Raw genomic sequence first — 15507 nt, 5'->3', positions numbered from 1 at the left:
GGCTCACCAGATCCCGGTGATGGCGCTTTCACCTGCCCGCGGTCGAGCATGCCCGTATGCACGCTGAGCCAGCCTTGTACACGATCCGCGTCGACGGCCACCTCGGCGCCACCGTGCTGTCCGCGTTCCCCTCGCTGTCGGCCGAGCAAGAGGTCACGCAGACCGTGCTGGTCGGCTTCCTGGACAGCTCGGCGCTGTACGGGGTGCTGGCGCAGTTGGAGATGCTCGGGATAGACCTGGTCGAGGTGAGCAGGTCAAGCCCGCCGTGCCCGTCGGCGCAGCCCGGCCCGACGTCCCCGGCGTGACACGGCGCCGACTGACCAGATCCGGGCGATGGCCGCTTACCTGTCTCACCGAGAGCCTGTGGCCACGAGACAAGTCGCGGAACTCCCGGCTCATGGTTCGGGCCCGTTGATCCACCGCTGCGATCAGGCGCGGCGGCCGACCGCGGCGAGCATCGAGTAGCGGGTGACGTCGCCGCCGAGCGGATCGGGCAGTGCGCCCTCCGGCTCGGGCCGCCAGTGGATCATGTCCACCAGGCCCGGCGGCACCAGCTCGTAACCCTCCAGCAGCGACCCGATCCGCTCCCGGCTGCGCAGCGTCATCGAGTGGCTGGCCCGGGTGTAGACATCGACGACCCGATGCGCGGCCACCGGCCGGTAATCGTCGGTGCCGTGGCTCATCGCCAGGTACGAGCCGGGCGCGGTCGCATCGCGGTAGGCGGCCACGACCGCCGCCGGGTCGTCCTCGTCGGGCACGAACGGCAGGACCGCGAACATCAGCACCGCCACCGGCCGACTCAGATCGAGCAGACCGGTCAGTTCCGGATCAGCCAGCACCCGGTCCGGCTCCCGAAGATCCTCATGGACCACCGCGGCGTACGGCACGCCGTCCAGCAGGGCGCGACTGTGCGCCACCGCCACCGCATCCGAGTCCACGTAGACCGTGCGGGCGTCCGGATTGAGCTCCCGGGCCACCTCGTGCACCGCGCCCACGGTCGGGATGCCCGAGCCCAGATCGACGAACTGGTCCACCCCGCCCGCCAGGTACCCGACGACGCGCCGCAGCAACGCCCGGTTCGCCCGGCACAGGTGCGGCGCATCCGGCCACGCCTGGATCGTCTGCTCGGCCAACTCGCGGTCGGCGGCGAAGTTGTGGCTGCCGCCCAGGTAGTAGTCATACATTCGCGCGGCCGACGGCGTCTCGATGTCGACGTCGTCCGGCGCCCAGACCGGCCGGTGGTGACCCAGCACGCCCGCTCCCCTCGTTCGCGTCGCGGATCTCCGCACCGCGCCCCCGTGCGGGCGGTCGGCACGCACTGCGATCATACGACCACGGAAACGGGATAGGGAAAGCTTGGCCGAGATTGGTCCCTTGAACGACGCCGACGCGCCTTCACGCCGCCAGATTCAGCTGCCAGGAGACGCCGAACCGGTCGTCGGCCCAACCGAACTTGGCGCTGAAGCCATAGTTGCCCAGCGGCATGTGCGCCATGCCGTGCCCGCCGACCATGCCAAGGAAAAGTCGTCGTCAGGATCTGACCAGCCCCGACTGACGCGCGCCGTAGAGGCATATCTCTGCTCTGCGTCTCGACGGCCGCCACCGGATCACCGGCGGCCGTAGCAGGCGATCACGCGCTCGCGGAGGGCACCGGGACGTCCGGCGGCAGCAGCCCCTCCTCCCGCAGCCGCGCCCAGACGGCCGGCGGGATCGGCAGCGCGGCCCACGCCAGATTCTCCCTCAGCTGCTCCCGCGACCCGGGGCCGGTCAGGACGCAGCCGACCATCGGATGTCCCAGCGGGAACTGGATGGCCGCGGCCGCGGTGGGCACGCCGTACTCGTGGCAGATCCCGGCGATCCGCGCCACCTTCGCCCGGATCTCCTCGTCGACCGGACGGTACCGGAACTGCGGATTCGGCGCGCCGTCGATCAGCCCGCCGTGCATGGCCTGGGCCGCGATGACGGTGACTCCGCGGCGCTCGGCCTCGGGGAGCAGCTCCAGGCGGGCCTGCATGTCAAGCAGCGAATAGACGCCGGCCTCGAGGACGACGTCGAGGTCTGTCTCGCGGATGAACCGGGCCAGCATCGGCGCCTGCGTCATGCCGACTCCGGCCGCGCGGATCACGCCTTCGTCCCGAAGCTTGGCCAGGGTCGGCCACGCGCCGTCGAGGGCTTCTTGCCAGTGGCTGTCGGGGTCGTGGATGAAGACCATGTCCACGCGGTCGACGCCCAGCCGCTGAAGGCTCTCCTCCAGCGAGGCCAGCACGCCGTCTCGGCTGTAGTCGTAGATCCACTCCGCACCGGTGCGCGCGGTGTCGGGATGGCCGGGCCGCACCAGGCGACCGACCTTGGTGCTCAACAGGTACTCGCCGCGCGGCCGACTGCGCAGCATCGAGCCCAGGAGGCGTTCCGACCGTCCGCCACCGTACATGGGGGCGGTGTCGAAGTAGCGCATCCCGCTCTCCCAGGCCGCCTCGAGACAATCCTCGGCCTGCGCGGCGGGGACGTTCGGGTATGTGATGGCGGCGGCGCCGAAGCCGACGCGAGGGAGTTCCCGCATGCGCTCGCCGGGCTCTGCCGTCATGCCTTCACGCCTCCGGAGATGAGATCGACCCGCCAGTACCGCTGCAACGAGAGGAACAGGATGGCCAGCGGGACGATCGACACGAGCACGCCCGCGATGACGATCGAGTACTGCGCCGCCTGGCCGCCGGTGATGATCAGCAGCCCGTACAGCCCTTCTGTGAGCGGGAAGAGCTGATCCCTGTTGAGCATCACATAGGGCAGCAGGAAGTTGTTCCAGATGCCGATGAACTGCAGCAGGAAGACAGTCACCAGCGCCGGGGACAACAACCGCGCGCCGATGGACAGGAAGATCCGCCACTCCGTCGCCCCGTCGACCCGGGCCGCCTCGATCACCTCGTCGTTGACCGAGGCCTCGGCGTAGATCTTGCACAGATAGATGGCGAACGGGCTGACCAGCTGCGGCAGGAGCACCGCGGCGTAGTTGTTGGTCATCCCGAACTTCGCCAGCAGTAGGAACTGCGGAATCGCCAGCATGATCTGCGGGAGCAACACCGCCGCGACGATGAGCCGGAAGAGCACCACGCTGCCCGGGAACCGGTACTTGCCGAGGGCGTAGCCCGCGGCGCCGCAGACGATCGTGGAGAGCGCGGCGCCGCCGACGGCGTAGATGACCGAGTTGATCGCCCAGCGGTAGAAGATGCCGTTGTCGTAGGTGAACAGCGCCCGCATGTTCGTGACGAAGCCGCCGTGGAAGGTCGGCTCGAACGGCGGGGTGGAGAACAGCTCGCCGTTGGTCTTGGTGGAGGCGATCAGGATCCACACCACGGGCAGGACGCAGTACAGCGCGCCGACCAGCAGGATGACCGTGGGGATCAGGTTGGTCCGCGAGCGGTGCGCCGGCGCCCGGCGGGCCGGCGGGGCGGGTCGCAGGGCGGTCGCGACGGCCGTCATCGCTCACTCCTTCGCGAGATCCGGCGCAGTACCGCGTTGGCGAGCACCGTGGCCGTGACGGTCAGGACGATCAGCAGGAACGAGGCGGCCGCGCCCTTGTAGATGTCGTTGGTGACGAAGGCGTCGGTGTAGACCCGCATCAATGGCACCCAGGTGGAGCTGATCGCGTTAGTGATGGGTTTCAGCGTGTTCGGCTCGTTGAACAGCTGCAGCGCGCCGATCAGGGAGAAGACCGTGACCAGCGTGAGCGTCGGGGCGAGCAGCGGCAGCTTGACGCGCAGCGCGATCTGCAGCTCGCTCGCGCCGTCGATCTCGGCCGCCTCGAACAGTTCGCGGGGCAGGCCGCGCAGCGAGGTGTAGACGACCACCATGTTGAAGCCGAGAACTCCCCACACCGCGACGTTCGCCACGGAGAAGAACACCGACCGCGAACCGAAGTAGTCGAAGGTGGCGCCGCCGATCGGGCTCGTGGCGGGCAGGTAGATGAAGCCCCACAGCAGCGTCGCGACCACACCGGGCACGGCGTACGGCAGGAAGATCGCCAAGCGCGCGAAGCCGACCAGCCGCGCCCGTTTCGCGTCGAGGCAGAGGGCGAACAGCGTGGAGAAGACGATCGTCGCCGGCACGCCGATAACCGCGACGAACAACATCCGCAGGATGCTGTGCCAGAACTCCGAGTCCGCGAAGGCGGCGTGGTAGTTCTGCAGTCCGGCGAAGACCTGCGTCGGGTTCTGGTCGCCGAGCAGGCCGCCGCCGACCTTCATCCTCATGAAGCTGAGATAGATCGCGTAGCCGCCGGGGGCGACCGTGAACAGCAGGAAGAGCAGCACGGCGGGCGCGAGCAGGAACAGCGGCAGCAGCGACCGGTGCCGTCGGCGCCGGACCCGGGCGGGCGGCTCGGGGCTGTCGGAGACCGGCTGGACGCTCGCACTGTCGAGCAGCGTCTGCGGTGGGGGCGGCGTGCCGGACCGGTCTCCGATGGCGCTCATGATCTGAAGTTGCTTTCCTTCCCGTGTCGTGGCGTGGCGCGCGGTTCGGCTCAGCTGGTGGTGACGTTGAAGCCGCGCTGCCTCATGTCGCTGACGGTCGCCTGCTGCATCTGCGTCAGCGCCCCGGACAGCGGGCTCTTGTTCTGCAGGGCCGCGGCGAAGTCGTTCGAGTACGCGTCGAAGGTCACGTTCGCGTTCGGACCCCAGATCTGGAAGGTGCGCACGTTCTGCGCCGCCTGCGCCATCAGCGTGTTGTAGTCGGGCTGGTCCGACATGAACGGCGGCGGGGTCTTGAGGGCGTCCTGGCTCTGGTTCGCGAGCGACGCGGGGAACACGTCGACGTTCTGGATCAGCAGCTTGACGCCCTCCGCGGAGGAGTTCATCCACTTCACGAACTTCGCCGCCTCGGCCGGGTGCTTCGAGTTCGACGTCACCGCCTCGGTCTCGCCGCCCCAGATGCCGACGGTCGAGTCGCCCGCGGTCCAGGCGGGCAGCGCCGCGGCGACCCACTTGCCGGCCGTGTCCTTGGCGATGGACGGCAGCTGGTTGGGGGCCCACTGCGCGCTGACCCAGCCGATGATGGTGCCGTTGTCCATGTCGGTGCTCCACTGCGGCGACCAGTTGGGCTCGGGGCTGACCAGTCCCTGCTGGATCAGGTTGCTCCAGTAGTCGGCGACCTTCTGGGTGGCCGCGTCGTCGATGCCGACGTTCCACGTCGTGCCGGAGGCCGTCCACCAGTTGGCGCCCGCCTGCTGGGCCAGCCCGGCGAACCAGCCCGAGTCGACCGCGGAGAAGTTGCCGATGTACTGCTTGGGGTTGTGGGCGTGGACGGCGGCCGCGTCCTGGGCGTACTGCGCCCAGGTGGTCGGGGCGGTGAGCCCGAGCTGGTCGAAGATGTCCTTGCGGTAGAAGAACACCATCGGGCAGATGTTCTGCGGGACTCCGTAGGTCTTGCCCTCGAACTGCACCTGCGCGAGCGAGGCCTTGCTGAACTGGCCGGAGAGGTCGCCGACGTACTGGTCGACCGGCACGATCACCTTGTTCGAGATCAGCGCCGGCAGGGCCTGGTACTCGACCTCGGTGACGTCCGGGTTTGTGCCGGCGGCGTTGTTGGTGATCAGCTTGTTGTAGAGGGTGTACCCGGTGCCCGCGGGCTTGCTCAGCTTCACCTGGATGTTCGGGTTCTCCTTGTTCCACTGGTCCACCACGGCCTGCATACCGCCGTCCCAGTTGACAAAGGCCAGCGTCACCGGGCCGCTGCTCGCGGGCGATGAGCCGGACGAGCTGCAGCCCGCTACCGAGGGAACCGCCGCCGTGACGGCCAGGCCGAGGACCGCGGCGGTCCTCGCGTGAGTCTTGCGCACTTCGATGTCTCCTTTGACAGTGACGTGCTAGGGGTCCCCCCACGTGGACTGTGATGTCGCGAGCTGTGATGTCGCGAGCTGTGATGTCGCGGGCTTCGGCGCCCTGCTAGCGGGGTCCGCCGCGGGATCAGGAGCCCTGCGCCCAGGTCGGATAGGTCACGGGCGTGGTCTGCACGCCGATCCACTGCCGCCGGGTGTACGAGGCGAGCTGCCCCTCACCGCCGTGGCGCGCGTAGCCGTCGTTGACGTGCACTTCGTTGCTCGCGACGCGCTGCGCGAAGGCGTACCCGCGCAGCGGGTCGCCGGTGAACACCGAGTTCATCAGGGTCCTGTGGCGGTTGACCAGCTCCAGGGCCTCGGCCTCCGAGTCCACCACGGTGATCGGCATGACCGGACCGAAGGTCTCCTCGCGGAAGATCGGCATGTCCGCCGTGACGTCGGTCAGCACCGTCGGCTGGTAGAACAGGCCGTCGTGCCCGCCGCCGACGGCGACCTTCGCCCCGGCCGCGATCGACGGCTCGACGAGCCCTTCGTGGAAGCGGGCGAGCTGCCCGGCGGTGATCACCGGACCGAGGTCGACGGTGTCGCGCAGGGGATCGCCGACTCGCAGCTTCCTTACCCGCTCCACGACGGCTTCGGTGTAGGCGTCGGCGACCGACCGGTGCACGATGTGTCGTCCAGCGCTGATACAGGTCTGCCCCTGGTACCAGAGCGAGGTCCACAGCGCGCAACTGGCGGCTTGGTCGACGTCCGCGTCATCGAGCACGACGAAGGCGTTGTCCCCGCCGAGCTCGGTGACAGCCGGCTTGCCCACGCGCCCGGCGTACTCGGTGATCGCGGCGCCGACTTCGAAGGAGCCGGTGAAGTGGATCAGGTCCAGGCCGGGGTGGTGGTAAAGGGTGCTGCCCGTCGTCGGCCCGTCGCCCGGCAGCACCGCGAACAGGCCGTGCGGCACACCGGCGGCGTGCGCGGCTTCGGCGAGCACTTGGCCGCCCGCGATCGGCGTGAGCTCAGCGGGCTTGAGCACCACCGCGTTGCCGTAGGCCAGGCCCGGTGCCAGTGCGCGCATAGCCAGGCTCATCGGGTAGTTCCAGGGGACGATGAGGCCGATGACGCCGAGCGGGACGGCGCGCGACAGCGACATCTTGCCCTGCTTGTAGGGAGGCAGGATCGACCCGGCGTTCTCCGTGAGCTGCGTCGCGGAGTTGAGCAGCTGGTTGATCGACTGCCCGAGCTCCTCGTCGGCCTTCTCCGCGGTTCCGCCGGTTTCCCGGATGATCAGCGTCAGCAGCTCGTCGCGGCGCCGCTCCAGCTCCGCGGCGAACGCGCGCAGGACGTCGCAGCGGGTGTTCGCGTCGGTGTCCGCCCACTCCGGCTGAGCCCGCCGCGCGGTGGCGACGGCGCGATCCACCTGCTCCGCGGACGCGTTGCCGTACCGGCCCAACGGCTGGCCCGCCGCCTTGTCGAGGACCGGCAGCCAGTCGGAGGCGGGCGGTTCGAACCGGCCGCCTATGTAGACCTCAGCCGTGTACTGCGCCGCCCCGGTACTCGGAGAACTCATCGGGACACCTCTGCGTGTTCACTGTGGGTATGTGCACTGCGGATGTGTTCACTGCGGATTGCTCAGGCGGCTCCGGAATGCGCCTTCCCGGAAACGTATTCGGCGTGGCCGAGACGTGTCAAGAGGTAGCGGCCCGATGGCGTGATCGCGCCTCACACCAGGACGAACGTCACAAGTACGGCGCATGAAAACATCCTGCCGCGTAAGACATCATGTTGACGGGCGTGGCGCGGCACGCCTAACGTGGAATTCGCATTCCCAATCGGCCCGGCGGAGGTATTGTGACGGCGACATCTGCCTCAAGGCCCGTGCGCATCGCCATGAACGGCGTGACCGGCCGCATGGGCTACCGGCAGCATCTGACCCGCTCGATCCTGCAGATCCGCGAGCAGGGCGGGGTTCTGCTGCCCGACGGCACGCGGCTGGGGGTGGAGCCGGTACTCGTCGGGCGCAACGAGGATCGCCTGCGCGAGATCGCGCAGCGCCATCAACTGCAGCACTGGACCACCGACCTGTCCGCGGTGCTCGACGACCCGTCGATCGACGTCTACTTCGACGCCCAGGTCACCGCGCAGCGCCCGGCTGCGGTGAAGAACGCGATCGCGGCCGGCAAGCACGTCTTCACCGAGAAGCCGACCGCCCCGACACTCGCGGAGGCCGTCGAGTTGGCCTCGCTCGCGCGCGAGGCCGGCGTCGTGGCGGGAGTCGTGCACGACAAGATCTACCTGCCCGGCCTGGTCAAGCTGCGCCGGCTGGTCGAAGAGGGCTTCTTCGGGCGTGCGCTCTCCTTGCGCGGGGAGTTCGGCTACTGGGTCTTCGAGGGCGACGTCCAGCCGGCCCAGCGCCCGTCGTGGAACTACCGCGCCGAAGACGGCGGCGGCATCACGGTCGACATGTACAGCCACTGGAACTACGTCATGGAGAACCTGCTCGGAACGGTCCGCGCGGTCACCGCCAAGGCCGTCACGCACATCCCGGTCCGCTGGGACGAGGAGGGGCTCGAGTACCGCGCGACCGCGGACGACGCCGCGTACGGCATCTTCGAGATCGAAGGCGGGGTCATCGCGCAGATCAACTCCTCCTGGGCGGTTCGGGTGCACCGCGACGAACTGGTGGAGTTCCAGCTCGACGGCACGCTCGGATCGGCGGTCGCCGGGCTGCGCAGGTGCGTGGCCCAGCAACGCTCGCAAACCCCGCGGCCGGTGTGGAATCCGGACCTGCCCGCCACCGAGCAGTTCCGGGCGCAGTGGCTGGAAGTGCCGGACAACGCCGACCTGGACAACGGTTTCAAGGTGCAGTGGGAGGAGTTCCTGTGCGACGTGGCGGCCGGCCGCCCGCACCGCCACGACCTGTTGTCGGCCGCACGCGGCGTACAACTGGCCGAACTGGCGTTGAAGTCGTCCAGGGAGGGCCGCCGGGTGGAGATTCCGGAGATCGCCCTGTGACCGCCGCGAACGCCGCGCCGGCATCGGTCCTGCTCCCCGACCGCGAGGGAAACCCGGAGCTCGTGCGGCTTGGCCCGCCCGCCGCCTGGCCCCGGCCGTCCCGGCCCCTCGCCAGCCGCAGCGTCTACGCCGCCGCACACGTCATCCCGCGTACGTGGGCTGACACGACGCCCGGCGCGCCGGGCGACCTCGATTGGGACGCGACCCTCGCCTACCGTCACGAGATCTGGTCGTACGGCCTGGGCGTCGCCGACGCCATGGACACCGCCCAGCGCGGCATGGGGCTGGACTGGGCCGCCACGCGTCAGTTGATCGTACGCAGCGCGGCCGCCGCTAAATACGCTGGTGGAGCGCTGGTGTGCGGCGCCGGTACCGACCAACTCGCGGACAGCGCACCGCCCTCCGGCTCGGCCGGCCTCGACCGCGTCGCCGATGCTTACCGCGAGCAGATCGCGGTCGTGCGCGAAGCCGGGGCCGGCGTCGTGCTCATGGCCTCGCGCGCACTGGCGCGCGTCGCAACGTCCGCCAACGACTACCTCCGGGTCTATGGGCGCCTCCTCGACGAAGTCGACCAGCCGGTGATCCTGCACTGGCTCGGCGAGATGTTCGATCCCGCACTCGCCGGATACTGGGGCTCGCCCGACGTGAGCACCGCGACCTCGACGGTCGTCGAACTCATCAACTCACACGCTGACAAGGTCGCCGGCATCAAAGTCAGCCTGCTCGACGCCGCCCACGAGACCACCCTGCGGCGCAGGCTCCCGGCCGGTGTGCGGCTCTACACCGGCGACGACTTCAACTACCCCGAGCTGATCGTCGGCGACGGTACGCACCATTCCGACGCACTGCTGGGCATTTTCGCCGCGACCTACCCCGCGGCGTCGGCGGCCGTGCAGGCGCTCGACGCAGGCGACAGCGAGCAGGCGCGCAAGATCCTCGATTCGACACAAGCCCTCAGCCGCACGATCTTCGCCGCCCCCACGCGCTACTACAAGACCGGCATCGCCTTCGTGTCCTGGCTCAACGGCCACCAACCCGGCTTCACGATGCTCGACGGCCTGCACGGAGCCCGGCCGCTCGCGCACCTGGTCGAGGTCTTCCGGCAGACCGATCAGGCGGGACTGCTGTGCGATCCGGAACTGGCCGCGCACCGCATGCGCACCCTGCTAGCCGTCCACGGGTGGCCCGCATGACCACCACCACCTCCGCCTCTCCCCTATCCAGGCTCTCCCTCAACACCGCCACCACCAAGCGCTGGACGTTGAAGGAGGCGGTTGACGGAGCCGCACGCGCCGGCCTGCCAGCAGTCGGCCTCTGGCGAGACCGCGTAGCAGAAGCCGGACTCTCGACCGCCGTGCGCGTCGTCAGGGACGCAGGGCTGCGCGTCTCGTCCCTCTGCCGAGGCGGCTTCCTTACCGCACGGGACCCCGAGGGACGTCGCGCCGCTCTGGACGACAACAGAGCAGCCATCGACGAGGCCGCCGCGCTCGGCACCTCGGAACTCATCATGGTCGTCGGCGGGTTGCCGCAGGGCAGCCGTGACATCGTCGGCGCGCGTCAGCGCGTCGCCGAGCTCGTCGCCGACCTCGCCCCCTACGCCGCCGAACGCCGGGTTCGCCTCGTACTCGAACCCTTGCATCCCATGTACTGCGCCGACCGCGCGGTGATCTCCACGCTGCGGCAGGCGCTCGACCTCGCCGCGCCGCACGAGCCGCAGGTCGTCGGTGTCGTCGTCGACACCTTCCACGTGTGGTGGGATCCCGGGCTCGAAACGGAGATCGCCCGGGCCGGCGCGGGGGGCCGGCTGGCCTGCTATCAGGTGTCTGACTGGAATCTCCCGATCGCGCCCGACGCCCTTCTGTCGAGGGGCATGATGGGCGATGGCTACATCGACTTCGACACCATCGGCCGATGGGTCTCCGAGGCCGGATACACCGGCGACGTGGAGGTGGAGATCTTCAACGAGGACATCTGGGCGGCCGACGGTCACGAGGTGATCGCCACCCTGGTCGACCGCTACCTCGACCTCGTCGCGCCCAGCCTCCTGCCGACCACCAATCACGAGAACCCCGCCCCCTCCGCCGACAGCGATACATTGATTCCCCAATGACCAGCGCGGGAAGGCGGGCTCAGTGCGAGGGGTGACGCTCACCGACGTGGCCTTGCGTGCGGGCGTGTCCCAGCCGACGGCCTCCCGCGTGCTCAACGGTTCCGCTCGCCGGCCCTCCCCCGCGGTCGTCGAGGCGGTGCGCCGGGCGGCGGACGAACTCGGCTACATCTCGAACGCCCAAGCGCAGGCCCTCGCGCGGTCCCAGACCGGCCTCGTCGGCCTGGTCGTCCACGACATCGCAGACCCCTACTTCTCCTCCATCGCGGCGGGAGTGCAGGCAGAGGCGTACCAGCGCGACCGCCAAGTGCTGCTCGCCACCACGCTGCGCAGCACCGAGCAGGAGATCCGCGCGGTGAACGCGTTCATCGGCCACCGCACCGACGCGATCGTGCTCGTGGGATCGCGGCTGAACACCGACGACGGCCTGCGCGACCAGGAGCGGCTGACCGGCTTGCTGGACCGCTATCGAGGGCTGGGCGGCAGAGTCGCGGTCATCGGCCAGCCGCTGCCCGGCACGCACACCATCGCGCCGGACAACCGTGCGGGGGCCGCCGCGCTCGCCAAAGCCCTGACCGCCGAGGCCGACGCGCCCCGGCAGTTCGTCGTGCTGGCCGGCCCGCCCAAACTGGCCACCGCGGTCGACCGTACCGCCGGTTTCCTGCGCGAGCTGCGCCGCGAGGGAATCAAGCCCCTGGCAGTCGTGCCGGGCGAATTCACCCGTGACGGCGGTTATGAGGCGGCGCAGCAGGTCGTGGCGTCGCTGAACCCGCAACGCCGCTGGGGCGCCTGCATCTTCGCGGTCAACGACGTGATGGCGCTGGGCGCGATCGCCGCCCTGCGGGAGGCCGGTCTGCGCACGCCCCGAGACGTCCAGGTCGCAGGGTTCGACGACATCCCGACCCTGCGCGACCACGAACCCGGCCTCACCACGGTCGCGCTCCCCCTCCAGGAGATGGGACGCCGGGCGATCGAGATGGCGCTGGCGTCGGACACCGGCGAGCAGTCGGTCACCCGCGTGAGCGGAAGGGTGATCATGCGCGAGAGCACAAACCCCACCGCCAATCGCGCCGAGCCGTAACCCGCGCCCACGCCCCCCTGCGCACGCCCGCGGGCAGGGGGCGTGGGCGCGGGAACGCGGCAGCGGCGCGAGGGCGGCCAGGTATGGACGAGCACCAAGCTGCTTCGGCGGCTGGCCTGGCATGAGCGGGAAGAACTGGTCGTCATGGAGGCCTTAGCGCGACGCGACGCGCAGTAGGGTCCACACCGCTGCCCGCTCGTGTCTGGTGCGCTGCCTCTTCGGACATTGATGCCGCTCATCCGGGGGGTCCGGCGTCTGCGCCTCGTAGTGTGCCGTGGACGACGAAGCGTTGTTGAGGGTGGGAGGCGCTGTGGCAGCGACAGTCCGGTTCGTCACGTGGTCGGCGGTACTCGGCGCGTGCGTCAGCGTCTTGGCAGCGGGTTGCGCGACCGGTAGCGGGACGCCGATCGCCGACACTCATGTCTCGCTCTCGGCGAGCCCGCCCGCGCCGGGTGGTACCGCGCCGAGTGAGTCCGCTTCGACGCCCGCGGCGCCTCAGAGCTCTGGCGCCGCAGCGTTTCCGGTCGCTTGCGCCTCCCTGACGGCCCAAGGCGATTACGGCTCGCCGGGGCCGTCCGAGGTGAGCCTCGACCAACTCGGCACCGCAGTCGGCTTCCCGGTGAGCAGCGCGGTGCTGGACACCCAGTCCGCGCTCGGCTTCCGCGGCTACGAGGGCTGCCGGTATCAGTTCACGACCCCGGGCGGCGGCGGCCAGCTCGACGTGTCCGTGGTGATCGGCACCGATCCGACCACCTGGACGAACGAGACCGCGGCGCAGGACTTCGCGGACACCAAGACCCAGTCGATGCCCCGCTCGGAGCGCGGCTGCATCGGCGACTGCAAGTGGGCAGCCGCCGCCACCCCCGGCATCGGCGACTCGGCCCTCACCATGACGCAGACGGGCGGCGACACGGTCGTCGTCGCGCTCAAGGGCGACCTCTACATCGAAGTCGGCCCGGGAGACCTCAAGCTCGAGCGTGAGATCGCGCTTGCCAAGCTGCTGGCCGCGAACCTGCACTAGGGCGGCCGTCGGCGCTGAGTTCGCGCGCCGCACTGGACACGTGACCATTTTGTCACCTATTCTTGTGGCATGGCCGACGACGACCTCGTGTTCAAGGCGCTGGCCGACCCGACCCGCCGCCTGTTGCTGGACAAGCTCTTCACGCGGGACGGGCTCACGCTGACCGAACTCGAGTCGGACCTGGAGATGACGCGCTTCGGAGTGATGAAGCACCTGCGCGTGCTCGAGGACGCCGGCCTGGTGGTCAGCCGCCGGTCCGGCCGGGAGAAACTGCACTATCTCAACCCCGTGCCGATTCGGATGATTCACGACCGGTGGATCGACAAGTACACCGAGCGCCAGGCCACGGCGCTCGTCGATCTCAAGACGGAATTGGAGCGGGAATCATGAGCGAGACGCGCCACGCGGACACCACCCAGGTCTACCGCGTGTACATCAAGGCCACGCCCGAGCAGGTGTGGGACGCGATCACCAAGCCCGAGTGGACGGACCGGTTCGGCTATGGCGGCCGCACCGACTTCGACCTGCGCGCCGGGGCCCCGTACCAGACGCGGCCGAGCGAGGCGATGGTCGAGGCCGCCGTCGACGCACCCTGGCCCGTGCCCGACGTCATCATCGACGGCGAGATCGTCGAAGTCGACCAGCCCCGGCGGCTCGTGATGACCTGGCGACTGCTGATGGACCCCGCGGTAGCCACCGAAGGCTTCACCCGGCTGACCTACGAGCTTGAGCCCGTCGGCGCGGCGACCCGGCTGACCGTCGTGCACGAACTCGCCGGCGCACCGCAGCTGGCGGCGCTCGTCGCGGGCGAGGGCGAGACCCAGGGCGCCGGCGGCGGCTGGCCGTGGATCCTCAGCGACCTGAAGAGCCTTCTGGAGACCGGCAAGACGCTGGCGCAGTAGGCACGGCAGCGCGCGCCTCTCGTCGCGGATCGCGCCGACGTCATCTCGACCCGATTTCGGCGCGGCGGGCACGCGCGGGCTGACTGCAGCACGCTGCTGATGCCGGGTCAGCTCGGGCCTTTGCGTCCGACGAGGTGGAAGATGCGGCTCAGCTGGCGGTAGGGGTCTCGCCGGCTGGCTTCGAGTTCGACCGCGGCCGCGGCCGCCACCTGCTGTGAATCGCCCGGGTCCAGCTCGGCGCCGCTGAAGTCGAGCCAGTCGACGAACAGCCAGACCCCGTACCAGCGCAGCGGCTCCACGCCGCGGCTGCTCACCAGTTCGCTGAGTTCCTCCACCGTGTCGGCGCGAGTCGGCAGTCCCAGCACGCCGATCTCGCTCCTGGCATCGAACGACGCCAGGGCGTCGTCCCAGCGTCGTTCCAGGGCCGGGCGCACTGCCGCGGCGTTGGCGTTGCCCGCCATGATCGAGACGATGCCGCCGTCAGCGGCGCACCGGCACAGCTGGTCGATGACCGGCTCCGGCTGCTCGAGGTATCCGAGCACGCCATGGCACAGCACGGCGTCGAAGCGTCGACCCTGCACCGCCTCGTCGGCGTTCGCGCCGTCGGCGTGCACGAACGTCACGCGTCGCTGCGTCTCGGCAGGCAGCCGCTGGAGTCGCTGCCGGGCCTTGTCCAGCATGCCCGGCGACGGGTCGAGCAACGTCACGTCGTAGCCGGCTTGGGCCAGCGGAAAGGATTGATGGCCCGCGCCACCGCCGACGTCGAGCACGGCTGCGGGAGGCGGCGGCAGGTGCTCCAGCAACTGCTGGTGGATCACATAGGTGCGCACGCGCCCCTTCACGGAGGCATAGGCCCCGTCGGCGAATTGGTCAGCCAAACCAGCCCAGGTGTCATCGACCACGACACCACCATAGGTCCGCGATCTGGTGCGCTCGCGAGCCGCCCGCATGTGGGACACGTTCGCCGAGACGACAGGCGTACGCACCCGTATCCAGGCGGGCCTCTTCGAGCACATCACCGCCGACACCAACCGCTGACATCACGGCGTTCGGGCGGTTTCGGCGATCCGACTCATGCTCCGGGGCAGGCCGCTCAGGCGGGGACCCCGATGTCCTCCGCCCAGACTGCCGGGTAACGCTGCTGGAATTCCTCCATCAGGCTGACGCAGCGCTTGTCGTCGAGCAGCACGACCTCGACGCCATTGCGCTGGAACACCGATAGGTCCCCGGCGAACGTGCGCGCCTCGCCGACAATGAGGCGCGGGATTCCGAACAGCAGCACCGCGCCGGTGCACATCGGGCACGGGGACAGGGTCGTGAAGAGCGTCATGTCCCGGTACGACTTCTGTCGGCCCGCGTTGCGCAGGCAGGACATCTCGCCGTGTGCGATGGGATCGTCGCGCTGGACCCGCTCGTTGCGTCCGACCGCGAGGACGTCCCCGCCGGCCGCGAGCGCCGCCCCGATGGGGATACCGCCTTCTGTCAAACCGCTTCGCGCTTCGGCCAGCGCGAGCTCGAAAAGGCGGATTTCCTCCGCGCTGGGGTCGCCGCTCATCGCTA

General features: G+C 69.6%; 17 protein-coding genes and 1 pseudogene. 9 read left to right on the top strand and 9 right to left on the bottom strand.

What is annotated here, in order from left to right; all coding sequences use genetic code 11:
* Positions 1 to 56 precede the first annotated feature (56 nt).
* Entirely contained in the window at positions 57 to 305 is a 249-nt protein-coding gene (locus VGZ32_RS19410; RefSeq protein ID WP_326887505.1) for a hypothetical protein, read from the top strand.
* Between the two features lie 123 nt (positions 306 to 428).
* Here the strand turns inward: VGZ32_RS19410 and VGZ32_RS19405 are convergent, their stop codons facing one another.
* From VGZ32_RS19405 to VGZ32_RS19375, 7 genes and pseudogenes are all read right to left on the bottom strand, one after another.
* Positions 429 to 1253: an SAM-dependent methyltransferase gene (locus VGZ32_RS19405; protein ID WP_326887504.1), complete on the bottom strand. Its 825-nt coding sequence runs from the start codon at positions 1251 to 1253 to the stop codon at positions 429 to 431.
* A 142-nt stretch (positions 1254 to 1395) separates the two neighbouring features.
* Positions 1396 to 1491: pseudogene (locus VGZ32_RS19400) on the bottom strand (VOC family protein); the annotation flags it as partial.
* Between the two features lie 139 nt (positions 1492 to 1630).
* The gene (locus VGZ32_RS19395; protein ID WP_326887502.1) at positions 1631 to 2584 is read right to left on the bottom strand and encodes an aldo/keto reductase; all 954 of its coding nucleotides are present in this window, start codon (positions 2582 to 2584) and stop codon (positions 1631 to 1633) included.
* Entirely contained in the window at positions 2581 to 3477 is an 897-nt protein-coding gene (locus VGZ32_RS19390; protein ID WP_326887501.1) for a carbohydrate ABC transporter permease, read from the bottom strand. The genes VGZ32_RS19395 and VGZ32_RS19390 overlap by 4 nt, the downstream gene beginning before the upstream one ends.
* A complete protein-coding gene (locus tag VGZ32_RS19385; RefSeq protein ID WP_326887500.1) occupies positions 3474 to 4466 on the bottom strand; it encodes a sugar ABC transporter permease in 993 nt (330 codons plus the stop codon). Before VGZ32_RS19385 ends, VGZ32_RS19390 begins: the two co-directional genes overlap by 4 nt.
* Before the next feature lie 50 nt (positions 4467 to 4516).
* On the bottom strand, positions 4517 to 5830 hold the full coding sequence (locus tag VGZ32_RS19380) for an ABC transporter substrate-binding protein (protein ID WP_326887499.1): 1314 nt from the start codon (positions 5828 to 5830) through the stop codon (positions 4517 to 4519).
* 127 nt (positions 5831 to 5957) lie between these two features.
* Positions 5958 to 7391, bottom strand: a complete 1434-nt coding sequence (locus VGZ32_RS19375; RefSeq protein WP_326887498.1) for an aldehyde dehydrogenase family protein — start codon at positions 7389 to 7391, stop codon at positions 5958 to 5960.
* Between the two features lie 320 nt (positions 7392 to 7711).
* Here VGZ32_RS19375 and VGZ32_RS19370 point away from each other — a divergent pair, with 320 nt between their 5' ends.
* From VGZ32_RS19370 to VGZ32_RS19335, 8 genes are all read left to right on the top strand, one after another.
* Complete coding sequence (locus tag VGZ32_RS19370) at positions 7712 to 8836, top strand: Gfo/Idh/MocA family oxidoreductase (RefSeq protein WP_349263666.1); 1125 nt, start codon at positions 7712 to 7714, stop codon at positions 8834 to 8836.
* A complete protein-coding gene (locus VGZ32_RS19365; RefSeq protein ID WP_326887496.1) occupies positions 8833 to 10029 on the top strand; it encodes a dihydrodipicolinate synthase family protein in 1197 nt (398 codons plus the stop codon). Before VGZ32_RS19370 ends, VGZ32_RS19365 begins: the two co-directional genes overlap by 4 nt.
* The gene (locus VGZ32_RS19360) at positions 10026 to 10946 is read left to right on the top strand and encodes a sugar phosphate isomerase/epimerase family protein (RefSeq protein WP_326887495.1); all 921 of its coding nucleotides are present in this window, start codon (positions 10026 to 10028) and stop codon (positions 10944 to 10946) included. Before VGZ32_RS19365 ends, VGZ32_RS19360 begins: the two co-directional genes overlap by 4 nt.
* Before the next feature lie 22 nt (positions 10947 to 10968).
* Positions 10969 to 12024: a LacI family DNA-binding transcriptional regulator gene (locus VGZ32_RS19355; protein WP_326887494.1), complete on the top strand. Its 1056-nt coding sequence runs from the start codon at positions 10969 to 10971 to the stop codon at positions 12022 to 12024.
* Positions 12025 to 12066: 42 nt separating this feature from the next.
* Positions 12067 to 12201, top strand: coding sequence for a hypothetical protein (locus VGZ32_RS19350; RefSeq protein WP_326887493.1), 135 nt, complete (start codon positions 12067 to 12069; stop codon positions 12199 to 12201).
* 133 nt (positions 12202 to 12334) lie between these two features.
* Positions 12335 to 13045 carry a hypothetical protein gene (locus VGZ32_RS19345; RefSeq protein WP_326887492.1) on the top strand — a complete coding sequence of 237 codons (711 nt, stop codon included), beginning with the start codon at positions 12335 to 12337 and terminating at the stop codon, positions 13043 to 13045.
* Between the two features lie 69 nt (positions 13046 to 13114).
* Complete coding sequence (locus VGZ32_RS19340) at positions 13115 to 13435, top strand: metalloregulator ArsR/SmtB family transcription factor (protein ID WP_326887491.1); 321 nt, start codon at positions 13115 to 13117, stop codon at positions 13433 to 13435.
* Positions 13432 to 13947 (top strand): SRPBCC family protein, encoded by a 516-nt coding sequence (locus tag VGZ32_RS19335; RefSeq protein ID WP_326887490.1) that lies wholly within the window; start codon positions 13432 to 13434, stop codon positions 13945 to 13947. Before VGZ32_RS19340 ends, VGZ32_RS19335 begins: the two co-directional genes overlap by 4 nt.
* Positions 13948 to 14054: 107 nt before the next feature.
* Here the strand turns inward: VGZ32_RS19335 and VGZ32_RS19330 are convergent, their stop codons facing one another.
* A complete protein-coding gene (locus tag VGZ32_RS19330; protein WP_326887489.1) occupies positions 14055 to 14849 on the bottom strand; it encodes a class I SAM-dependent methyltransferase in 795 nt (264 codons plus the stop codon).
* A gap of 191 nt (positions 14850 to 15040) precedes the next feature.
* Positions 15041 to 15502: a nucleoside deaminase gene (locus tag VGZ32_RS19325; protein ID WP_349263664.1), complete on the bottom strand. Its 462-nt coding sequence runs from the start codon at positions 15500 to 15502 to the stop codon at positions 15041 to 15043.
* Between the last annotated feature and the right edge of the window lie 5 nt (positions 15503 to 15507).

The organism is Actinocrinis sp., from assembly GCF_035938995.1.
Classification (GTDB): Bacteria; Actinomycetota; Actinomycetes; order Streptomycetales; family Catenulisporaceae; genus DASZGI01.
Note: the sequence above shows the minus strand (reverse complement) of the source record. Positions and strands in the feature narration are given on the sequence as shown.